The following is a 19,811-nucleotide window of genomic DNA, read 5'->3' as shown; positions in this document are numbered from 1 at the left end:
TCAGGGCCGCTCGAGACTCACCCGCTCGATCGCACCCGCCAGGACGTCGACGCCGTGACGAAGGCTCGCCTCGTCCACGTCGAACGTCGAGGTGTGGTGGCCGCCGGGGTGATTCGTGCCGACGCCGACGTAACACGCCAGCCCGCTGTGTTGCTGGACCTCCCGCATCAGGAAGGTGGCATCCTCGCTCCCGCCGAGTTTGTCGCGCTCGAGGACCCGCTCGACGCCGTCGGTCGTGCCCGCCACCTCCGCAACGAGGTCGGCCAGCTCCGCGTCGCTCGTCGCGCTCGGCGCTTCGGCACCGAGTTCAATCTCGAGGTCGCAGTCGTGCATCTCGGCCGCGGACCTGAGCACCCGCGTGGCCTTCTCGCGCATGTACTCCATGAGTTCGGTCGTCTCGCCGCGTACCTCCGCGACCAGACGCGCCTCCTCGGCGATGATGTTCGCCGCGGAGCCACCTTCGATGACGCCGGCGTTGACCCGCGTCTCCCCGTCGGAGTGTCGCGGGATCGCGTACAGGTTCTGGACCGCTGTCGCGAGCGCCTGGTTCGCGTTGCGCCCTTCTTCCGGACGAGCGCCCGCGTGGGCCGGTTCGCCGTGGAACGTCGCCTCGAGGTGGGAAACGGCGAGGAAGCCGTCGATGCCGGCGACGATTTCGCCCGTCGGGTGGTCGAGGCCGATGTGCATCGCCAGCAGGTAGTCGACGTCCGCGAGGTGGTCGCTCTTCGCCATCGCCTTCCCGCCACCGATGACTTCCTCGGCCGGCTGGAAGAACACTTTCAACGTGCCCTGAAAGTCGCTCTCGGTGACGACGTCGAGCACGCCGATACCGATCGTCGCGTGGGCGTCGTGCCCGCAGGCGTGCATGGCCTCGTGTTCGGATCGGAAGCCGTCGGCCGCGGGTTCGTGATCCTCGCCGTCGGCCTCGATCCGCGGGAGGCCGTCGATGTCGACCCGGAGGCCGACCGTCGGACCCTCGCCCTGCTCGAGGACGGCGACGGCGCCCGTGTAGCCGCCCTCGAGCGAGGCCAGAACCTCGGGATCGACGTCGTACTCGCGGGCTTGCTCGTACCAGGCGTCGATCTCGCTATCCTCGGGCAGTGCCAGGCGGTGGTCGCCGTCGATGGCTTCGGGTCCCACGTACAGGTCCAGGTCGGCCTCGAGGCTCTCGAGGGCCTCGACGATTCGCGCGGTGGTGTAAAATTCCCGCCAGGCGGGTTCGGGTTTCCGGTGGAGGTCTCGGCGAAGCGAAACGAGTTCGTCGTCGTGCATACGGCCTCCTTCTCGGGAACGGAAAAAGAATTGATGAAAGCGGCGATGCGCGTGTGAGTCAGAACCAGACGATGACGAGAACGACGGCGAGACTGCAACGAATCCCATCAGAACCCCCGAAGACGACGCTCAGCTTCGGCCCTGGCCGACGCCCCGGACCTGCTCCACTTCGGCCTCGATGTGAACCGAATCGGGGAAATTCTGCGAGGCGATGTTCCGGGCGAGGTTGTCGTGGCCGTGAATCTCGAGTTCGCGGGTGAAGACGGTGTACGTCCACGCGGAAAAGCGGCGGTCGTCGTCCGCGTGGAGTCGGCGGTGCTGTGGAACGGTGTACTTTTCCGGCGGGTGGGAGTGTGGCCCCTTCAGCGCGGCTCCTTTCTTCTCGGCGGTCGCCTTGATGTCCTCGACGATGCCATCAAGGGCGGCCCGGTCCCCACTCTGGAGTCTGAGACGGGTGACGAAGGTCATGGTTGTATTGTGCACTAATCCACGACGGGGACAGAAAAAGGTGCTGAGTCGCGTTCACCGGAGACGAACAGTCCGATATTCTCTTAACGTCCGGCCTGCTATTTCTGGCAATGGCAGTCGAAGCTACGAGCGCAGGCGCGATCCTCTTCCGCGACACGCGGGGCCGGCGCGAGTATCTTCTACTCAAGAGCCGCCCGGGCGACTGGGAGTTTCCGAAGGGCGGTGTCGAGGGAGAGGAAGAACTACAGCAGACGGCGATCCGCGAAATCAAGGAAGAGGCAGGTATCGAACAGTTCAGACTACTCGACGGCTTCCGCGAGGACTACGACTACGTCTTCGAGGCGAACGGGAAGACGATCCACAAGACCGTCCACCTCTTCGTCGCGAAGTCGTTCGAAGCGAGTGCGGAACTCTCGAGGGAACACCGGGACCTCCAGTGGCGTGACTACGAGCAGGCGGTTAACACGGTCACCCAGGACGGGCCCCGCGAGATCCTCGAGCAGGCTCACGCCTACCTCGACGACCTCGAGGAGGACGGCGAGATTTAGGTCTCGCCGAGACGCCATCGAGAGCCGCCCCCGGGGAGCGGTTGCGCCGTCTCCGATGTCGTTCAGCACTCCGTAACCGTTCAGCAGCGAGTTCGGATGCGACCCCGGTGTCCGCCAGTCGCGGCTCGAGTAACGAGCGTTTTTGATCCCCGACCTCCTACGACGGCCGTGAACCGGGTTGCGACCGAGAGTGAGAGCGAGTTCCACTTCGAACTGCGGACCTGCCGCTGGGCCGAACGCGAGTGGGCGCCCAACTCGAGCGACGCCGCCGTCCTGGTCGCCCGGCAACTCGGGACGAAGCGGCGCCGCTGGGATACCATCGTCCTCGAGTGTGACCCCGACGCGCTCCGCCACCGCGCGAAGTTCGGCGAGAAACGCCTCGACGGGGACCTGCTGCACGTCCTCCGAAACGCGCCCGAGGAGTGGGCGTACTACCGCGACTGTCTCCCCGACCCCGGCTACCCGTGGCGCTACGTCCGCGAATCGATCCACGAGGCCGACGACCGCGGAATTCTCGAGACGCGCCGGAACGGCAACCGCATCGAGATCCGACGCACGTGGCCCTACCGCGAGTGGGTGCGCCGGATCGTCGCCATTGAGAACAAACCGGATCTCGACGCGAGCGCCGCACGCGCCCTGCGCCCGCAACTCGAGTACGACGTGGCGATGGCGCTGGCCGACGAGGTGTGGGTGGCCACCCGGAAGACGGGCGAACGGATCGAACCCGCCCTGCTCGAGCGCCTGCCGGTCGAGGCGGGCATCCTGACGCTCGATCCCGACTCGCTCGAGAGCGAGGTGGCGTGGTATCCCCGGCGTCTCGACGTCGACGGGCCGGGTACGCGCATCCTCGAACGACCGACGGGTGGCCCGCGAGACGCGTCGCCGGCGCAGTTCGAGTACGTCGATCCAGAAGCCAAGGCGCGAAAACGGCTCGAGATTGCCGAACGTGCCTACGAACGCGGCTGGCGGTCGTTCGCCGACACGATGCGCCCCGACTGCCGCCACTTCGAGTTGCGCTCAGCGGGCCAGTTTCTGCCGTGGTGTGCGGCGAAGGGTCGCTGTCAGACGGCCGCGGAGTGTAGCAGTCGCTGTTCACACGTCGAGCCCGAACCACCCGCGTGGCGGACCCGCGGCTGGCCGATCGAGGGTGGGCCCGGCAAGCGAGCGAAGGCACTGCTCGAGGAGCGGCGACGACGGCGGCGCCTGGGGCTGTAAGCCGTCGTGTGTGGCCTGGATTCGGATAGCCCTCCAGTCGCTCTGCGGATAGCCCTCGAGTTACTCGATTGCGTCGCTGCTCAAGATTCGAGAGGTAGTACCGTTGCCGGCTCAGAATGGGTCTTCGTTCGACGCACTACGGCCGTGGTGAACGGACCGACGCCGCGTCGAACTCCCCGAGAAGGTACGCCCGCCCACGATCGGTGATCCGATATCGCATCGCGTCGGAAGCGACCATTCCGGCGTCCTCGAGCGTCTCGAGTCGCTTGTCGACGTAGTCGAGACGGAGCGCGATTCCGAAATCGTTCAGTTCGTCTCGGATGTCTCGAGGGCGGCACCGATCGGTGGAACACAGCAGTTCGAGTATTCGCTCGTCGTTCTTCGACATCCACTCGCCCTGCTTCCTGACGGCGATCGTCATGGGCCGACCACCGTCCGACGATGCGGCGTTCGCGTCAGTTCGTGGAAGTGTTCGTCACAGAGACACGGGACGTCGCCGTCCTCGAGCACGCTCGTCGAGACCAACGACTGATCCCGGGTCTCTACCTGGGAGAGATATCGCGGGAGGGAGATCTGACCGTCGCGTCGACAGAGTTCGCACTCGGTGCCGTCTCGGCGGCTCGCGTACTGAAGCGTTTTGCCGAATTCGTCTTTTTCGCAGTTCATACACAGCCGACCGATTTCCGCGCCGCTGTATAGATCGATCGCAGCCCTGTTGTACCCTGCCTCATTCCCACATATAACACAATTCATACATGATCCCTGTTTCACCTTCCGGGAAATCGAGTTAAGCACCAATTTCACTTAAAGGAGGCCAGCGTGGCGAAATTGAACGGACGTGCGCGTTCACAGAGGTGAGTGTGTGTACGGCATTGACCCACACCTTCTGTCGATTCCGAGTCGTGAAACGAGCAGTTCACGTCCAGATTTTTATATGTTCGATTTATACTGGTATTCCGGTTCTCGCGATGAAGGTTGCTACGAAGTCCATCACGTCTGGTGATTTCCCGACGTTCGTCCAGTAGAAAGTTCGGTTCAACGGCTCGACGTGTGTCGATTTGAAGGTTTTATATACGCCTTCGTTTCGTGTGGTCGTCTCACATCCACCAGACTGTCTGAATTGTGAACGGTCGACTCGCTTCTTTGCACCGCAAACCTCGACAATAGATCGTTACCTTTGGTGAAACGGATTTTTCGGGGCGGACGACTGTCCGATCGAGAACAATTTCGTCGGCACCGAACGACGTCGACGCTCGAGCGTTCTACAGCCCGATCTCGCGTCCGATCACGAGGTGCTGGATCTCGCTGGTGCCCTCACCGATCTCCATCAGTTTCGCGTCGCGGTAGAAGCGCTGGGGAGCGAAATCAGTCGTGTAGCCGTAGCCGCCCAGCACCTGGACGGCGTCCTCGGCGACTTTCCGGGCCGCCTCGCTGGCGTCGAGTTTGGCGAGAGCCGACTCCTTCGTCACCGATTGCCCGTTGTCGTACCGACTGGCGGCCTTGTGGGTCAACAGTCGGGCACGCTCGGTCTTGCGGTGCATGTCGACGAGTTTGTCCCGGATCGCGTCGAACTTGCAGATCGGTTTGCCGAACTGTTCGCGCTCTTTACTGTACGCGTGGGCGTGTTCGTAAGCCCCCTGGGCGAGCCCCGTCGAGATGGCCGCGATGGAGATTCGGCCGCCATCGAGGGTCTTCTTCGTCTGGTCCCAGCCCTCGCCGACCTCACCGAGGAGGCGGTCCTCGGGGACGCGAACGTCGTCGAGGGAGATCTCGCAGGTCGGGGAGGCGTTGAGCCCCATCTTGTCCCACACCGTCGTCACCTCGAAACCGTCGTCCGCCTCGGGGTCGACGATGAACGTCGAGATGCCGTCGTAGCCCGCCCCGGGGTCGGTGACGGCCTTCACGAGCACCGAGCCCGCGACGCTCGCGTTCGTGATGAACTGTTTGGTGCCGTTGAGCACCCACTCGTCGCCCTCTTTCACGGCTCGAGTGTCCATGTCCGACGCGTCGGAGCCGCTGCCGGGCTCGGTGAGCGCCCAGCCACCGAGATACTCGCCCTCCGCGAGCGGGCGAAGCCAGCGCTCTTTCTGTTCCTCGGTGCCGAACAGCTCGAGCGGTTTCGAGGCGAGCGAGGTGTGTGCGACGTAGGAGAGCGCGACCGAGCCCGACACCCGGCCGAGTTCCTCGGCGACCACGGCGTACATCAGCGTGTCGCCGCCGAGTCCGCCGTACTCCTCGGAGATGGGGACGCCCATCACGTCGAGTTCGCCGAGCTGGGCGAAGATTTCCTCGGGGAAGCGGTGTTCGTCCTCGATCTCCTGGGCGATCGGCTCGATTTCCTCCTCACAAAACTCCCGGACGGTGTCCCGGATCATCCGGTGCTCGTCGGGCAGATCGAACTCCATGCGCAATACTTGCCGACCGGTGAAATAAACGCTCCGAAGACCAGTTGGTCGGCGGACGTCGTGGGTTACCAGCCGCGGTCGCGGTCCTGGTCCTGGTCCTCGTCGTCGTTACGTCCGCTGTCGAATCGCCCGCTGTCGTCGTCGCTCGCATCGTCGTCCCACGAACTCGAGTCGTTCCAGTCGTCGCCGTCGGACCCGCCACTCGAGCCGGGACCGGACTCAGGGCCGACCGGTCCGCCCGTCCGAACCGCGTTTCGCCGCTCCGGGATCAGATCGAGGTCCGGGCTCGTGTCGCCGAGCAGGAGAAAGCCGTAGTACCGGAAGTACGAGTCGATAGGGACGCGGAGCACGAGCGCGGCCAGGAAGATACAGAGGAGGCCGACGACGGCGACGACGGCAGCGAGATAGATGGCCGGGCCACCGACGACGACGAAGATCGCCCCGACGACCACGAACGGAATCGCGACGACCACGGCGACGATGGCGGCCAGGATCCCGTAGCCGAAACTCACCACGAGCTGCAGGATCCACACCAGGATCACGTAGACCGCGTACTCCGCCAGGTTCGATCGAAGCGTCGGCAAGAATCGGCTCCAGCCGGAGAGCACTCCGCGGTCCTCGAGCACCATGATCTGGGTGACGAAGATCGTGGTGAAGCGATTGACGAGCGCGTACGCGAGCCCCAGGACGATCGCGCCGAAGACGTACAGGGCGCCGAGGGCGGCGAGTCCCGCCGAGAACTCGGTCGCGCTCGCCACCACGAACCAGATCGGGACGAGGAGGGGAACGAGTACCGCGAGCAGCAAGGCGAGTCGAAAGCCGAACAGCCGCAGGCCGTCCCCGAGGTGGCTCCGTGTGTACCGCCTGACCTGGACGGTCTCCGTCCGGAGCGATTCGATGAAGACGAACTCCATGATCGACCCGACGAGCACGTAGAGGAGCCAGAGGATCAGCAAGGCGACGAAGAGGGCGGCGACGGCGTACAGCACCGTCTCGAACGGAGGACCGTCGGTGACCTGCGACTCGTACTCGGCCTCGAGGTCTGCGAGCGAGTCGATGTCGGTGCCAGTCGCCCCCTCCGGCGCGGTGTCCGTGCCGGTCGAGGGCGCGCCCGGTCCACCGAAGGTAGCCCCACCGATGAAGAAGAGGACGAGCGCCAGTTTGAGCCACGTGCCGGCGTCGATCGGCGTCAGTCGATCCCGCGTGACGTCGATCGCGTCGCCGAGATTATCAATCGCGTGCATGGTTTTCTGGAATTACGATTCGAGGCCGTAAAATACTGCGGTATTCGGGCGAAGAAGGGCCGGACCCCTCCGGTGCCGCTGCGCTTTCACAGCGAACTGAGCACGGCGACCGGACAGGGAGCGTTCTGTATGACGTGCTCGACGTTCGGTCCGAGGAAGGCTCGTCCGGAGATCGGTCGCGTATTCGATCCCATCACGATCACGTCGGTCCCGTTTCGACGGGCAATTTCGACGAGCTTCGCACCGGGATCGTCCGATACCGCAACTGTCGTCACCACCTTTGCCCCGAGTTGCCTGCCCAGTTCCGCCTCACGGTCGACGATCCGGCCCCCGACCTCGATCTCGCTCGAGAGGTTCGGATCGGCGGCAAACTGGTCGTCCGACTGCGGCCTATCGACGACGTGGACGACTTCGACCAGCGCGCTCTCTTCGGCCGCGATGGTAAACGCCAGTTCGGCGGCGTGTCGACTGGAGAGCGTGCCGACGGTCGGTAGGAGGATGCGGCGAATCGGCTCGTCGATCCGATCGGGTACTCGATCCATCGAGTACGGCGTGCTGACGACCATCGCTGGACACGGTGTCCGCTGGACGACCCGATCGACCGTCTCGCTGTACAGCGGTTCGCCGGGGTAGCCGCCGAGGCTTCGCTCGCCGAGGACGACGAGATCGTAGCCCACGTTGACCTCCTCGAGAATCGCATTCGACACGCTCGCGTCGGTCCGTCTGGTGAGGTGTCTGGGCTGGCGGTCCTGCTCGCCGAGGCGCGTCTCGACTCGAGAGAAGACGCGACCGATTTCGTCTGACCCCGTTGGCGTCGGCACCGTTTCGGACGACTCGTCTCCGCCGCGGGCGTAGCGACCAGGCCGGAGCCACCCGGGAAAGCCAGCCCGCTCGCGGGTTCGTCTCGATTCGTCGGCCGGGTTCACACAGAGCAGATCGAGTTCGACGTCGAGAGTTCGAATTAGCGATCCGATCAGACGGGCGGCGTACTGGGTGTCCGCGCCGCCCTGGGTCGGCAACAGGATTCGAGTGAGGTTGTTGACGAAACTCTCCTGTAAGTACTGTTCGCGCTCGAGGCGCGTTCGTTCTTCCTCGCGCATTTCGATCTTCGGGATCGACCAGCGCATGATCGCCGGGGCCATCAGCGACGTCGCGATGGCGACCGCGACGATGATGCTGTACATGTTCGTCGTCAGGATCCCGAGTCCGAGGCCGACGGTCGCGACGATGATCTCCATCGCGCCTCGGGCGTTCATCCCGCCGCCGATGGTCACGCCCTCCCACCGCGAGAGTCCGGCAAAGCCTGCGACGCCCATGATACCGGCGAATTTGCCGAAACAGGCCACCGCAAGGACGACGAGCCCGACACCGAGGACCGCCGGATCCGCCAGGGCGACGAGGTCCATTCGAAGACCGGCGATGGCGAAAAACAGCGGCGCGAAAATGGAGAGGGTAATCGTCTCGAACGCGTGACGAAGCTGGTAAGTGAACCGTTTGACCTGTCCGACCAACACCCCTACGACGAATGCACCGAGGATCGCCTCGAGCCCCAGGTACTGTGTAATCGCCCCTGCGGCGAGCGCGAAGATCATCAGCGTCGACAGCAGGGCGCTGTCGCTCCCGAGGACGTTGTCGACCCACCTGATCGCGCCGGCGACGAGGGGACGACCGACGACGAAGGCGAGGCCGAGGAAGGTCAGTACCGACAGAACGGTCGTCAGTGCCGAACTGAGGTCGACCACACCGGTTCGGGCGAGCCCGGCGACGGTCGCCAGGAGTATCCAGCCGATCGTATCGTCGACCATGCCGGCGGCGAGGATCAGCTGACCGATGTCGCGGCGGATGGCGCCGAGTTCGATGAGTACCTTCGCAATGACTGGGATGGCGGAGATGCTCATCGCCGTGGCGATGAACAGGCTGAATACGAGGCGCTGGTCGGGAGCGGCGATGAACGGAGCCGGAAGCACCCATCCCAGCGCGAACCCCGTCGAAAAGGGGACGACGATACCGCCGAGCGAGAGTATCACGGCGGTTCGCCCCTTGCTGACGATGAGGTCGATGTCCGTCTCGAGGCCCGTGACGACCAGCAGCATGATGAGACCGATCCAGGAGATGATCTCGAGGAGGTGAAACTGGCTCTCCGAAACCGCGAACACCGACTCGTAGACGCCGGGGACGACCAGGCCGAGCAGAGAAGGGCCGAGAACGACACCGGCCAGGAGTTCGCCGACGACTGCGGGCTGACCGATCGAACTGAAGGCCTCGCTGAGAACCCTGGCGACCAAGAGCAACAGCGTAAGCTGAACGATGACGAGAAGTAGTTCGTGATGCCCGATCGGGTCGATAGCCTCCATGGATTCGGTTCGGACGGTCACTGACGTCGCCGTCTCGTCACGTAATCCGCTGCGAGGGTACTTCGAACCACAGTGCTCGAGCCCGTGATATAATCGAGACGCTACAGTTCTCGTCGAGAGCCTTGAGACCGGACGGGCGCTCTCGGCAGCGGTCGGCCGATCGGGGGTCGGTCGACGTGACAATCGGGACGGTGAACCCGTTCGTCCTCGAGAAGCCGGCGACGATCTACCGAGTCCGGGAGGCATTTATGATCGTCGCGTCTGTATCACCGGTATGGACATCCGCCAGCTCGCTCGCGGTACGGTAGAGTGGGATCGACTCGAGCGAGTCGTCCGGACCCTGGCGGATCGATACGATCTCGCGGACGTTCGCGTCGACTTCTTCGAGGCCAACAACTGGCTCTCGACGCCGTGCGTGCTCGACGACGAGTACTTCGTCAAGATCGTCTCGCGACAGAACGCCCTCGTTCACGGACTGTTGACCACCGGGCGCAACGTCGGCGCGTTCTCCTCGGGAACGGAGGGCTTTTTCGACCGATTCGAGACGCCCCGCGAGATGGTCGAACACGAATTCGAGGCGACCCGACGAATGCGCGAAATCGGTCTCAACGCACCGCGTCCGATCGACGCCTTCGAGGTCAACGGCCTCGGCGTCCTCGTCCTGGAGTACCTTCCCGACTTTCACTCGCTCGACGAACTCACGGACGAGGAGATCCGCGACGTTTCCTCGACGCTCTTCGGGATGCTCCGAACGCTCCACGACCACGGACTCGCCCACGGTGACCTCCGGGCGGAGAACGTCCTCCTGCTCGAGGGGGACCTCTACTTCATCGACGCGACGAGCGTGAACGAGGGTCGGATTCGCGAAACGAGAGCGTACGACCTCGCCTGTGCGCTCGCGATGCTCGAGCCGCGAATCGGGGCTCGAGCAGCCGTTGCCGCGGCCGCGAGCGTCTACGACGCGGAGACGCTGCTGTCGGCGCGGTCCTTCCTCGATTTCGTCAGGTTGCGCCCGGATCACGAGTTCGACTCGACGCAGCTGCGAAGCGAGGTCGAGAAGGTCGCCGACATCGGGTATCCCGGTGACAGCTGACGACGTGTCGTGGCCGAGTTCCGCCGCTCGGGATTCGTTCGAGCTCAGTTCCGCTGCTCGAGAGCCGTCGGCGAGCAACCGCCAGGTACCACCCATTCACCCACCCACTCTCGTCGGCCCGACGTACACCCCCATCGCTCGCCTCGAGTAGCAGGCTTTTTCATACCGCTCGGCGAAAATATTGCCGAGCATGAGTCAAGACGACCCTTCGCAGACGTACGGCCACTACGTGGGTGGCGAGTGGACCGACGGGACCGGCGACGACACCTTCGGGAGCGAGAACCCGGCGACGGGCGAGACGCTCGCCGAATTCCACCGTGGAACCGAGGCCGACGTCGACGCCGCGCTCGAGGCCGCCGACGAGGCGTTCGACGAGTGGCGGGAACTCTCCTACATCGACCGCGCGGAGTACCTCTGGGACATCTACCACGAGCTGCGCGACCGAACCGACGAACTCGCCGAGATCGTCACGAAAGAGTGTGGCAAAGAAATCTCCGAGGGCCGTGCGGACGTCGTCGAGGCCTACCACATGGTCGAGTGGGCCGCGGGCAACGCTCGTCACCCACACGGGGACGTCGTCCCGAGCGAGGTCGGCGCGAAGGACGCCTACATGCGCCGCAAACCGCGGGGCGTCATCGGCTGTATCACGCCGTGGAACTTCCCGGTCGCCATCCCGTTCTGGCACATGGCCATCGCGCTGGTCGAGGGCAACACCGTCGTCTGGAAGCCTGCCGAGCAGACGCCGTGGTGCGGCCAGATCATCGCCGAGATGATGGAAGACGCCGGCGTCCCCGAGGGCGTCTTCAACATGGTGCAGGGCTTCGGCGACGCCGGGGCCTCGATCGTCGACGACTCCCGGGTCGACACTGTCCTCTTCACGGGATCGGCCGAGGTCGGCCACGAGATCGCCGGCAAGGTCGGCGGCGAACCCGGCAAACTCGCGGCCTGCGAGATGGGCGGGAAGAACGGCATCGTCATCACGGAGAACGCCGACCTCGACATCGCCGTCCACTCGGCGGTCATGTCGAGCTTCAAGACTACCGGCCAGCGCTGCGTCTCGAGCGAGCGCCTGATCGTTCACGAGGACGTCTACGACGAGTTCAAGGAGCGCTACGTCGAACTCGCAGAGAGCGTCGCCGTCGGCGACCCGCTCGACGAGAACACGTTCATGGGCCCGGCGATCGAGCCGGAGCACGTCGAGAAGATCCACAAACACAACGAGTTGGCGGAGAAGGAGGGCGCCGAGGTGCTGGTCGACCGCGCCGACCTCGAGGCGAGCGAGATCCCCGACGGTCACGAAGACGGCCACTGGGTCGGCCCGTTCGTCTACGAGATCGAGTACGACACCGACCTGCGCTGTCTGAAAGAGGAGTGTTTCGGTCCCCACGTCGCTCTGCTGAAGTACTCGGGTGACATCGAGGAGGCCGTCGAGATCCACAACGACACGCCCTACGGACTCGCGGGCGCGATCATCTCCGAAGACTACCGCCAGATCAACTACTTCCGCGACCGCGCCGAAATCGGGTTGGCCTACGCCAACCTGCCGTGTATCGGCGCGGAGGTCCAGTTGCCGTTCGGCGGCGTGAAGAAATCCGGGAACGGCTACCCCTCCGCCCGCGAGGCCATCGAGGCCGTCACCGAGCGCACCGCCTGGACGCTGAACAACTCGAAGAAGATCCAGATGGCCCAGGGGCTCTCGGCGGACATCACGACTCACGACGACTAGTGCAGTTCTAAGCCCGAACTGCCCGATGAAACCGGATTCGGGTACCGATTTCTCGGCAGTCGTCGCTCGGGAGCAGACGAGCGACTCGTCCGCTCCAGACGGGCGAATCGGTACGACTACTCCTCGGTTCTCCCGCTGCCACGACGCGTGAGAGCCGTCGAAGCCGCTTCTCGAGGACCGATCTCGGATCCCGACCAGTTCAGCGCTGCTCTCACGTGGGCGATCGAGAACGTCACTCGTATTGGGGAAATCGCTTATTGAGTGTCGGACAGTAGCATACGTGTTCACAGGTCTCGTACAGTACCGGACGATCACGGCACGCGGCGCGACCCATCGAAGCGCGGTCGTGCACCGATCCACGCTCGCACTCGACGCCGGTGAATCCATGCCCGAAGACGAACCCGCGATAGACGATCCGGACCGAGTCGAAACGGCACCGCTACTGGCCAGCGATTCGTTCTATCGGGCGCTCTCCGAACGCCCCCGTCGTCGCGTGCTCTACTACCTGCTCGAGCGAGACGAGTGTTCAGTCGACGAACTGGCGGACGTCCTCGCCGGGTGGGAGACGACGACCGAAACGATGGTCGCTCCCGACCGACGCCACCAGCACGAGCTCTCGCTGGTCCACAGACATCTCCCCCTGCTCTCGGAGGCCGGGCTGGTAGCGTACGATTCCGAGAGCGGGGAGGTCTCGCTCGCGACCGTTCCGGAGCCGGCAAAGGCGCTCGTCCGTCGCGCGATCGAAGCCGAGACCGCGTAGCCGTCGGAATGCCACCGTCGCCCCTCGAGCGGCCGGTTTCGGAACTCGCGACCAGCACCATCGACGGCCTATGCTCGATACGTACCTCGATGCGGTCGAACGCCGACGCAAGTGGCTCACCGTCTACAGCGACGCGGACGCGACGGACCTCTCGGATCGGCTCGCCGCGCGAAACGTGACGGTCGTCCACCGCAAACTGCCGCCTCACGGACCGTCGCCGTTCGTCACTATCTATGACGGAGAGACGTTCGTCGGCGCAATCGGACTCGAGACACTGGAGCAACTGCTCGAACCACCGGTAGTCCGACCGACGGATCGGACGGGCCTGTCCGAGGGGTATCGCGCACTCCTCGAGGTGCTCGAGGAGACGCTGTTTACCGCCCTCGATCACCGACAGCTGCTGACTACCAGCCGCGAAATCGAGGACCGGGCCTTCCGGATCGGCCGGGGGACGCTGCGCGTCGGCTTCCAGCGGCTGTCGGTCTTCGAACAGCAGGTGCCGCTGTACCGACGCCTCGGCGAGGAAACCGACCTCGAGGTGTCCGTCTACGGTCGCCCGGACTGGGAGCCACCGCCGCTCGAGAACGTGCGCTACCACCGGGACGAAGAAGGCGGCCTCGCGCCATTCTGGTGTCTGGCGTTCGATGGCGGCGGGGACCCGATGCAGGCGTGTGCACTCGTGGCTCGCGAACGCGAGTCGGGGTTTCTCGGGTTCTGGACGTACGATCCCGACCTGGTTGGGGAGATTTTGGAGGCGCTCGAGACCGTCGAGTAGTCGTTCGTATCGGTGGCGTGAGGTCCAGTCATCGTCGATGAGTGACTAACTATATTCCCTATAGTAATGGACGCCGTCTCTACAGAGTCATCTGATCGGTCAACGGCTACGACTGGGGACCGCCGACAATTCGCGGATATGGTGCCCGAAGCCGACGGAGAGGCACCGATTCGCAGAACTTTTGCTCCAGACCGAGAAACGGGTCGGTATGACTGCACCCTGGGCGGACTGGAACCACATCCTCAAACTCGACCCCGACAAGGACCTACCCGAGGGCGTGACCTACGGCGACCTCTGTGCGACCGGCACCGACGCCATCGAGGTCGGCGGGACGATGGGGATGACAGAAGAGAACATGACGGCCGTCATCGAGGCCTGCGCCGAACACGACGTGCCCCTGTACCAAGAGCCCTCGAATCCCAGCGTCGTCGTCGAGAACGACGGCCTCGAGGGGTACCTCATCCCGACCGTCTTCAACGCCGGGTCGCCGTTCTGGATCACCGGTGCCCACAAGGAGTGGGTCCGCCTGGAGGGCGACCTCGAGTGGGATCGAACGTACATGGAGGCCTACATCGTCATGAACCCCGAGGCGGACGTGGCGACGTTGACGGAGGCCGACTGCGACCTCGCAGAGGACGACGTGGCCGCCTACGCCACCATCGCCGAGCAGATGTTCGGCCAGGAGATCGTCTACGTCGAGTACTCGGGTACCTACGGCGAGGAGTCAGTCGTCGAGGCGGCCGCGGAGAGCCTCGAGGAGTCGGCGCTGTTCTACGGCGGCGGCATCCACGATTACGACTCGGCCCACCGAATGGCCACCCACGCCGACGTGATCGTCGTCGGCAACCTCGCGCACGACGAGGGGGTCGACGCGGTTCGCGAGACGGTAAAAGCGGCGAACGACGCCTGATCGGTGTACGGCGATCGCCCTCGACCCACGTCCCTCTCGGCCTCACGTGACGCCTGGACGACAAAAGGTAACCCGCCAGCGTGCTAAATTCCTCTATGGGTCCATCGACGCACTCGACCGACCGCAGACGACCACCCGGCCCTGACGGCCTCCCCTACGTCGGAACGCAGCTCTCCTTTCTCCGTCGACCCTACGAGTTCATGACCGAGACGGCCCGCGAGTACGGCGACATCGTCTCCTGGAACGATCCCATCGGCCCCGTCTACCAGCTCAACCACCCCGATTACATCGAGCACGTCCTGGTCGCGAACAACCAGCACTACGTCAAGGGAAGCCTGTTCCAGAACACCCTCCGACCGATCACCGGCAACGGCATCCTCAACAGCGAAGGCGCGGTCTGGCGACGCAACCGCCACCTCCTCCAGCCCGCGTTTCACCCGAATCGGATCCGGGAGTACGCGACGATGATGACCGACATCAGTCTCGAGACGACCGAATCCTGGACCGACGGTGAGACGCTCCAGTTCCACGAGGAGATGTCGACGCTCACGCTCAGGGTCGTCGCTCGGGCGCTCTTCGGCGTCGGCATCGACGAGCGCCTCGGCGTCGTCTCCTCGGCGCTCGACGACTTCATGCTGGCTTCCGAGACCCTCTCACACTACATCCTGCCGCCGGGAATCCCGACGCCCTCGAGGCGGCGGATCGAGCGCGCACGCGAGCGCCTCGATTCGCTGATCTACGACCTCATCGACGAACGGCGGGCGAATCCGACCGACAACGACGTCATCTCGAAACTGCTCGAGGTCGAGACTGAGGGCGGCGACCACCTTTCGGACGAGCAGATCCGCGACGAGGTAACGACCCTCCTGCTCGCGGGCCACGAGACAACCGCGCTCTCGCTGACCTTCACGGCGTACTTGCTCTCGACCCATCCCGCCGTGGAGGGGCGACTGGTCGAGGAACTCGAGACCGTCCTCGAGGGCGAGCTGCCGACGATGGCCGACCTCGAGGACCTGACCTACACCGAGCGCGTCGTGAAGGAGTCGATGCGACTGTACCCGCCGGTTCCGAGCATCGTCCGCGAGGCGGTCAAGCCGGACCTGATCGGCGGGTACGAGATTCCGCCCGGGGCGACCGTCCAGATGCACCAGTGGGTCGTCCACCGGGACCCACGGTGGTACGACGATCCGCTGGCGTTTCGGCCCGAGCGCTGGACCGACGAAATGGAATCGGAGCTACCGAAACTGGCCTACTTCCCGTTCGCGGCGGGACCGCGACGCTGTATCGGCGACCGGTTCGCGATGCTCGAGGCGCGGCTCCTATTAGCGACGATCTATCAGCGCCACCATCTCGAGCTGGTTCCCGGCACCGAACTGGACCTGATGGCGACGATCACGGCGCGGCCCAGGAGCGAGATTCCGATGACGGTTCGGGAGCGGTAGCCTACCCCTTGAGCGCCGTCGTCTGCCTCTCGAGCGAGGTCGTCCCGTCGCGTTACTCTTCTCCGTCCCAGTACTCTACCTCGTCCTCGAGTCGGTAGTACCCGTGAACCGACCGTTCGTCGCGTCCGCCGGGCGGCGAACCGGCGTAGACGCCGATTTTCCCCATCTCGGGGTAGACCGTCACGTCCGGCTCGTTCATCGTCGAGAAGAGCAGGTATCGGAGCGGTTCGTCGCCGTCGTTGACGATTCGGTGACCGCCCGTCTCGCTCGCCGGAAACGCCGCGAAGTCGCCGGACTCGAGCGGGACAGGCCCGTCTTCACACCGGAGCGTCCCCTCGCCGTCCAGGACGAACAGCGCCTCCTCGTTGCCGGTGTGGTAGTGGTACGGCCACGAGCGCTCGCCCGCCGGGAGTTCGTAGAGGCTACAGCCGAGGTCGGTGGCGTCGACGGCTTCCGAGAGCTGTTTCCGCCGGAAATGCGCGTCGCCGCGGTCGTACTCGGCCCACTCGAGGTCGGCTTCGTTGATCGGTTGCATGCAGTGTCTTCCGGTACGTGTGGGAGTGTCAAAAATGAGAACGGGCAGAGTCTCGTTTCCGACTCGAGCGCGAAAGATTGCGCTTAAGTCCCGGCTACGAGAATCGGTGGGTATGCAGGACCGAACCTACACGGCAGACGCCGAGCCAGGCGACCACGTGACGGTCGCCGGCTGGGTCCACGAGGTGCGCGACCTCGGTGGAATCGCCTTCCTGATCCTCCGGGACACCTCGGGCAAGATCCAGGTCAAGTTCGAGAAAGACGAGATGGACGAGGACCTCGTCGAGACCGGTCTCGACGTCGCCCGCGAGAGCGTCATCAGCGTCACCGGCGAGGTCGCCGAGGAACCGCGCGCGCCAACGGGCGTCGAAATCACCCCCGAGGACCTCGAGGTCGTCGCCCCCGCCGACCCGCAGCTCCCGCTCGACCCCTCTGAGAAGGTCGACGCGGAGCTCTCGACGCGACTCGACAACCGGACGCTCGACCTCCGCAAGGACGACGTGCAGGCGATCTTCGAGATCCGCGCCGAGATCCTCCGCGCGGCCCGCGAGCACTTCCGCGAGGTCGGCTGTACGGAGATCACGACGCCGAAGATCGTCGCCACCGGGACCGAGGGCGGCACCGAACTCTTCCCGATCACCTACTTCGGCGAGGAGGCGTTCATGAACCAGAGCCCGCAGCTGTTCAAGCAGCTGATGGCCGGCTCCAACCTCGAGCGGGTCTTCGAAATCGGGCCGATCTTCCGGGCCGAAGAGCACAACACGCCCCGACACCTCAACGAGGCGACCTCGATCGACTTCGAGGGGGCGTTCTGCGACCACACCGACGCGATGGACGTCGTCGAGGGCGTGGTCAAGGCGGCCTACGAGGCCGTCTCGGCGAACTGCGCCGACCAGCTCGAGACGCTGGGGCTCGCCGAGGAGTTCGACCTGCCGGAGGGCGACTTCCCGCGACTCACCTACGAGGAGGCCATCGAGCGGATCAACGCGACGGGCGAACTCGACGAGCAACTCGTCTGGGGCGACGACCTCCCGACTGAGGGCGAGAAGGCCCTGGGTGCGGACGTCGGCGGTCACTACTTCATCACCGACTGGCCCAGCGAGATCAAGCCGTTCTACATCATGGACCACGAGGACGACGAACAGCTCTCGACCGGGTTCGACCTGATGCACCCCGACATGGAGCTAGTATCGGGTGGCCAGCGCGAACACCGCTACGACGAGCTCGTCGCCGGGTTCGAGCAGCAGGGCCTCGATCCCGACCAGTTCGAGTACTACACGAAGATGTTCAAGTACGGCATGCCGCCCCACGCCGGGTTCGGCCTCGGCGGCGAGCGCCTGGTCATGACGATGCTGGGGCTCGAGAACATTCGGGAGGCTGTGCTGTTCCCGCGAGATCGGCAGCGTCTGTCGCCGTAATCGACCATCGTCCAGACGAGCGATGACAAAAACCGCGGCCTACGACCGGCCGTTGAAGCCTACTTTTGACGTCTCGAGCGGGAAACGGAACCGAAAACGGCTACCGTCGCTCGAGCACAGTCCCACCTTCTCCGACGGCAACTGCACGATTGGGACCGATCGCGACGCCGTATAGGGGGTCGCTCGCGCCGGTCACGGCGTGTTCCCAGTCGGCCGTGGGGTCAGGTCGATCGTGGACGCCACCCTGGTCGTCGATCGCCACGAGGTGGCTCCCTGCTCGAGCGAGGGCGGTGATCGCGTCGTCGCCGACGCGGTCGGGCGTCCACGTGGACGGAGACTCGTCGTATCGGTAGACGAAGCCGGCGTCGGTGCTCGCGTGGCACGCCGTTTCCTCGCCTTTGCCTTCGCCTTCGCCCTCACCCTCACCCCCGCCCGCCACGACGCCGGTCAGCGTTCCCTCTGGCCCGTCGATTCCAATCGTGTCGAACGTTCGGCCGCCGTCGGCGGTCCGAAACACGCCGTCGTTGGTGTCACAGCAGTATCCGGTCTCCGGGTCGCGCAAGGTCACACCGGACAGGCTCGAGCCGCTGCCGGGCGTGACGGGTTCGGCCCACGCGAGGTCGCCGTCCCGGTATCGGCCCCTGACGACCGCCCCCGACCCGGTGATCAGGAGGACGGTCTCGTCGCCGGTCGGGCCCGCGGCGGCCAGGCCAGCCAGGTTGTCGGTCCGGTCGTCCGGGGCGGAGAAGTCCGTGTGGCGCCCGGTCGTGACCTCGAGACGGGCGACTGCGCCGCCGTCGCCGGCGATCCAGGCCACGCCGCCGTCGTCCGTCACGTCGACGCCGTGGAGGTCCTGGTCCTGGCCGGCGGGGCCGTGCTCGAGAACTTCTTCCCACGTGTCGTCGGTGGTCACGATGACCGTACCGCCGGTTCCAACGGCGACAGCGCCCCTGCCGACGGCGACGTCGTTGAGGGTGGAATCAGTCGGGCTGTCGACGGCGGTCCAGTGGGGTTCTCCAGGACGGCTCGAGGTACCATCGCTGTCCGTATCCTCGTCACTGTCCGTATCGGTGTCTGTACCGGTGTCTGTGTCCGTATCGGTGTCTGAATCGGCGTCCGTACTATCGCCGTCATTGGAGGTCACGTCTGACCCGCCGGCGGCATCGGTGCCCCGCCCGGGGTCGAGCATCTCGCCTCGCGTCGATGGCGTCGGTTCGGCGCCGGTAGACGTGCTCGTCGCCGCGTTCGTTTCAACCGACCGTGTGGACCGCGTTCTCTCGCCGCTCGAGACTGGTTCGGATCGGTCGGCACGCAGGTCAGGTTTCGACCCGGATCGGGACACCTCGTCGTCTGCCGCGATTACGGCCTCGGACCGGCGTCGTCGAGCGACGTAGAGGGCGACCGGCGGAACGACGTAACTGGCGAGCGCCAGGACGGCGAACCCGCGGTAGAAAATCGTCAGCGTACCGAACGCGGTCAATCCGGCCGTCGCGACGGCGTGGACCCAGGTCTTCGTGTACCGCCTGAAGAACGCGCCGAAACTGTCGGTCTTCGTGTTCGTGGCCATCGTGATAGGCGCCCGGACGGGTCGCTCGGCTGGGAACCCGGTCACGGCGACTCTCGTCACCCGGGGAACGGCGACCTACC

General features: G+C 65.0%; 18 protein-coding genes. 9 read left to right on the top strand and 9 right to left on the bottom strand.

The features are described 5' to 3' along the window. Both ACFQO4_RS14745 and ACFQO4_RS14740 read right to left on the bottom strand, forming a co-directional pair. Positions 1-1,272 (bottom strand): amidohydrolase, encoded by a 1,272-nt coding sequence (locus ACFQO4_RS14745; protein ID WP_500261633.1) that lies wholly within the window; start codon positions 1,270-1,272, stop codon positions 1-3. A 129-nt stretch (positions 1,273-1,401) separates the two neighbouring features. Then, complete coding sequence (locus ACFQO4_RS14740; protein ID WP_254157954.1) at positions 1,402-1,740, bottom strand: uS10/mL48 family ribosomal protein; 339 nt, start codon at positions 1,738-1,740, stop codon at positions 1,402-1,404. Positions 1,741-1,850: 110 nt separating this feature from the next. Here ACFQO4_RS14740 and ACFQO4_RS14735 point away from each other — a divergent pair, with 110 nt between their 5' ends. Further along, entirely contained in the window at positions 1,851-2,288 is a 438-nt protein-coding gene (locus ACFQO4_RS14735; protein ID WP_500261632.1) for a bis(5'-nucleosyl)-tetraphosphatase, read from the top strand. Positions 2,289-2,456: 168 nt separating this feature from the next. Continuing rightward, positions 2,457-3,503 (top strand): DUF5787 family protein, encoded by a 1,047-nt coding sequence (locus ACFQO4_RS14730; RefSeq protein ID WP_500261631.1) that lies wholly within the window; start codon positions 2,457-2,459, stop codon positions 3,501-3,503. Between the two features lie 136 nt (positions 3,504-3,639). Here ACFQO4_RS14730 and ACFQO4_RS14725 read toward each other — a convergent pair whose 3' ends face one another. The 5 genes from ACFQO4_RS14725 to ACFQO4_RS14705 form a co-directional block, all read right to left on the bottom strand. After that, positions 3,640-3,924: a MarR family transcriptional regulator gene (locus ACFQO4_RS14725; protein WP_500261630.1), complete on the bottom strand. Its 285-nt coding sequence runs from the start codon at positions 3,922-3,924 to the stop codon at positions 3,640-3,642. Beyond that, positions 3,921-4,169, bottom strand: coding sequence for a hypothetical protein (locus tag ACFQO4_RS14720; RefSeq protein ID WP_500261629.1), 249 nt, complete (start codon positions 4,167-4,169; stop codon positions 3,921-3,923). The genes ACFQO4_RS14725 and ACFQO4_RS14720 overlap by 4 nt, the downstream gene beginning before the upstream one ends. A gap of 596 nt (positions 4,170-4,765) precedes the next feature. Next, positions 4,766-5,908 carry an acyl-CoA dehydrogenase family protein gene (locus ACFQO4_RS14715; RefSeq protein WP_500261628.1) on the bottom strand — a complete coding sequence of 381 codons (1,143 nt, stop codon included), beginning with the start codon at positions 5,906-5,908 and terminating at the stop codon, positions 4,766-4,768. A gap of 65 nt (positions 5,909-5,973) precedes the next feature. Then, positions 5,974-7,152: a DUF7544 domain-containing protein gene (locus tag ACFQO4_RS14710; RefSeq protein WP_500261627.1), complete on the bottom strand. Its 1,179-nt coding sequence runs from the start codon at positions 7,150-7,152 to the stop codon at positions 5,974-5,976. Positions 7,153-7,238: 86 nt separating this feature from the next. Then, positions 7,239-9,527, bottom strand: coding sequence for a cation:proton antiporter domain-containing protein (locus ACFQO4_RS14705; protein ID WP_500261626.1), 2,289 nt, complete (start codon positions 9,525-9,527; stop codon positions 7,239-7,241). Between the two features lie 253 nt (positions 9,528-9,780). Between ACFQO4_RS14705 and ACFQO4_RS14700 the strand changes: the two genes are divergently transcribed. The 6 genes from ACFQO4_RS14700 (at position 9,781) to ACFQO4_RS14675 (ending at position 16,212) form a co-directional block, all read left to right on the top strand. Next, on the top strand, positions 9,781-10,599 hold the full coding sequence (locus tag ACFQO4_RS14700) for an RIO1 family regulatory kinase/ATPase domain-containing protein (protein ID WP_500261625.1): 819 nt from the start codon (positions 9,781-9,783) through the stop codon (positions 10,597-10,599). Between the two features lie 190 nt (positions 10,600-10,789). Further along, positions 10,790-12,325, top strand: coding sequence for an aldehyde dehydrogenase family protein (locus tag ACFQO4_RS14695; protein ID WP_500261624.1), 1,536 nt, complete (start codon positions 10,790-10,792; stop codon positions 12,323-12,325). Between the two features lie 280 nt (positions 12,326-12,605). Continuing rightward, positions 12,606-13,085, top strand: a complete 480-nt coding sequence (locus ACFQO4_RS14690; protein WP_500261623.1) for a DUF7344 domain-containing protein — start codon at positions 12,606-12,608, stop codon at positions 13,083-13,085. A 70-nt stretch (positions 13,086-13,155) separates the two neighbouring features. Continuing rightward, positions 13,156-13,860: a DICT sensory domain-containing protein gene (locus tag ACFQO4_RS14685; protein ID WP_500261622.1), complete on the top strand. Its 705-nt coding sequence runs from the start codon at positions 13,156-13,158 to the stop codon at positions 13,858-13,860. A gap of 208 nt (positions 13,861-14,068) precedes the next feature. Next, positions 14,069-14,770: a phosphoglycerol geranylgeranyltransferase gene (locus ACFQO4_RS14680; protein ID WP_253437872.1), complete on the top strand. Its 702-nt coding sequence runs from the start codon at positions 14,069-14,071 to the stop codon at positions 14,768-14,770. 95 nt (positions 14,771-14,865) lie between these two features. Next, positions 14,866-16,212 carry a cytochrome P450 gene (locus tag ACFQO4_RS14675; protein WP_500261621.1) on the top strand — a complete coding sequence of 449 codons (1,347 nt, stop codon included), beginning with the start codon at positions 14,866-14,868 and terminating at the stop codon, positions 16,210-16,212. A 52-nt stretch (positions 16,213-16,264) separates the two neighbouring features. On the opposite strand, the gene ACFQO4_RS14670 is transcribed toward ACFQO4_RS14675, so the two are convergent. Next, a complete protein-coding gene (locus ACFQO4_RS14670) occupies positions 16,265-16,747 on the bottom strand; it encodes a cupin domain-containing protein (protein ID WP_500261620.1) in 483 nt (160 codons plus the stop codon). Positions 16,748-16,859: 112 nt separating this feature from the next. Between ACFQO4_RS14670 and aspS the strand changes: the two genes are divergently transcribed. Next, complete coding sequence (gene aspS / locus ACFQO4_RS14665; RefSeq protein WP_500261619.1) at positions 16,860-18,164, top strand: aspartate--tRNA(Asn) ligase; 1,305 nt, start codon at positions 16,860-16,862, stop codon at positions 18,162-18,164. A gap of 100 nt (positions 18,165-18,264) precedes the next feature. Here aspS and ACFQO4_RS14660 read toward each other — a convergent pair whose 3' ends face one another. Continuing rightward, the gene (locus ACFQO4_RS14660; RefSeq protein ID WP_500261618.1) at positions 18,265-19,776 is read right to left on the bottom strand and encodes a hypothetical protein; all 1,512 of its coding nucleotides are present in this window, start codon (positions 19,774-19,776) and stop codon (positions 18,265-18,267) included. Positions 19,777-19,811: the final 35 nt, after the last annotated feature.

The sequence above is a fragment of the Saliphagus sp. GCM10025334 genome (assembly GCF_042663485.1).
GTDB lineage: Archaea > Halobacteriota > Halobacteria > Halobacteriales > Natrialbaceae > Natronosalvus.
This window is presented reverse-complemented; position numbering and strand designations above follow the sequence as displayed.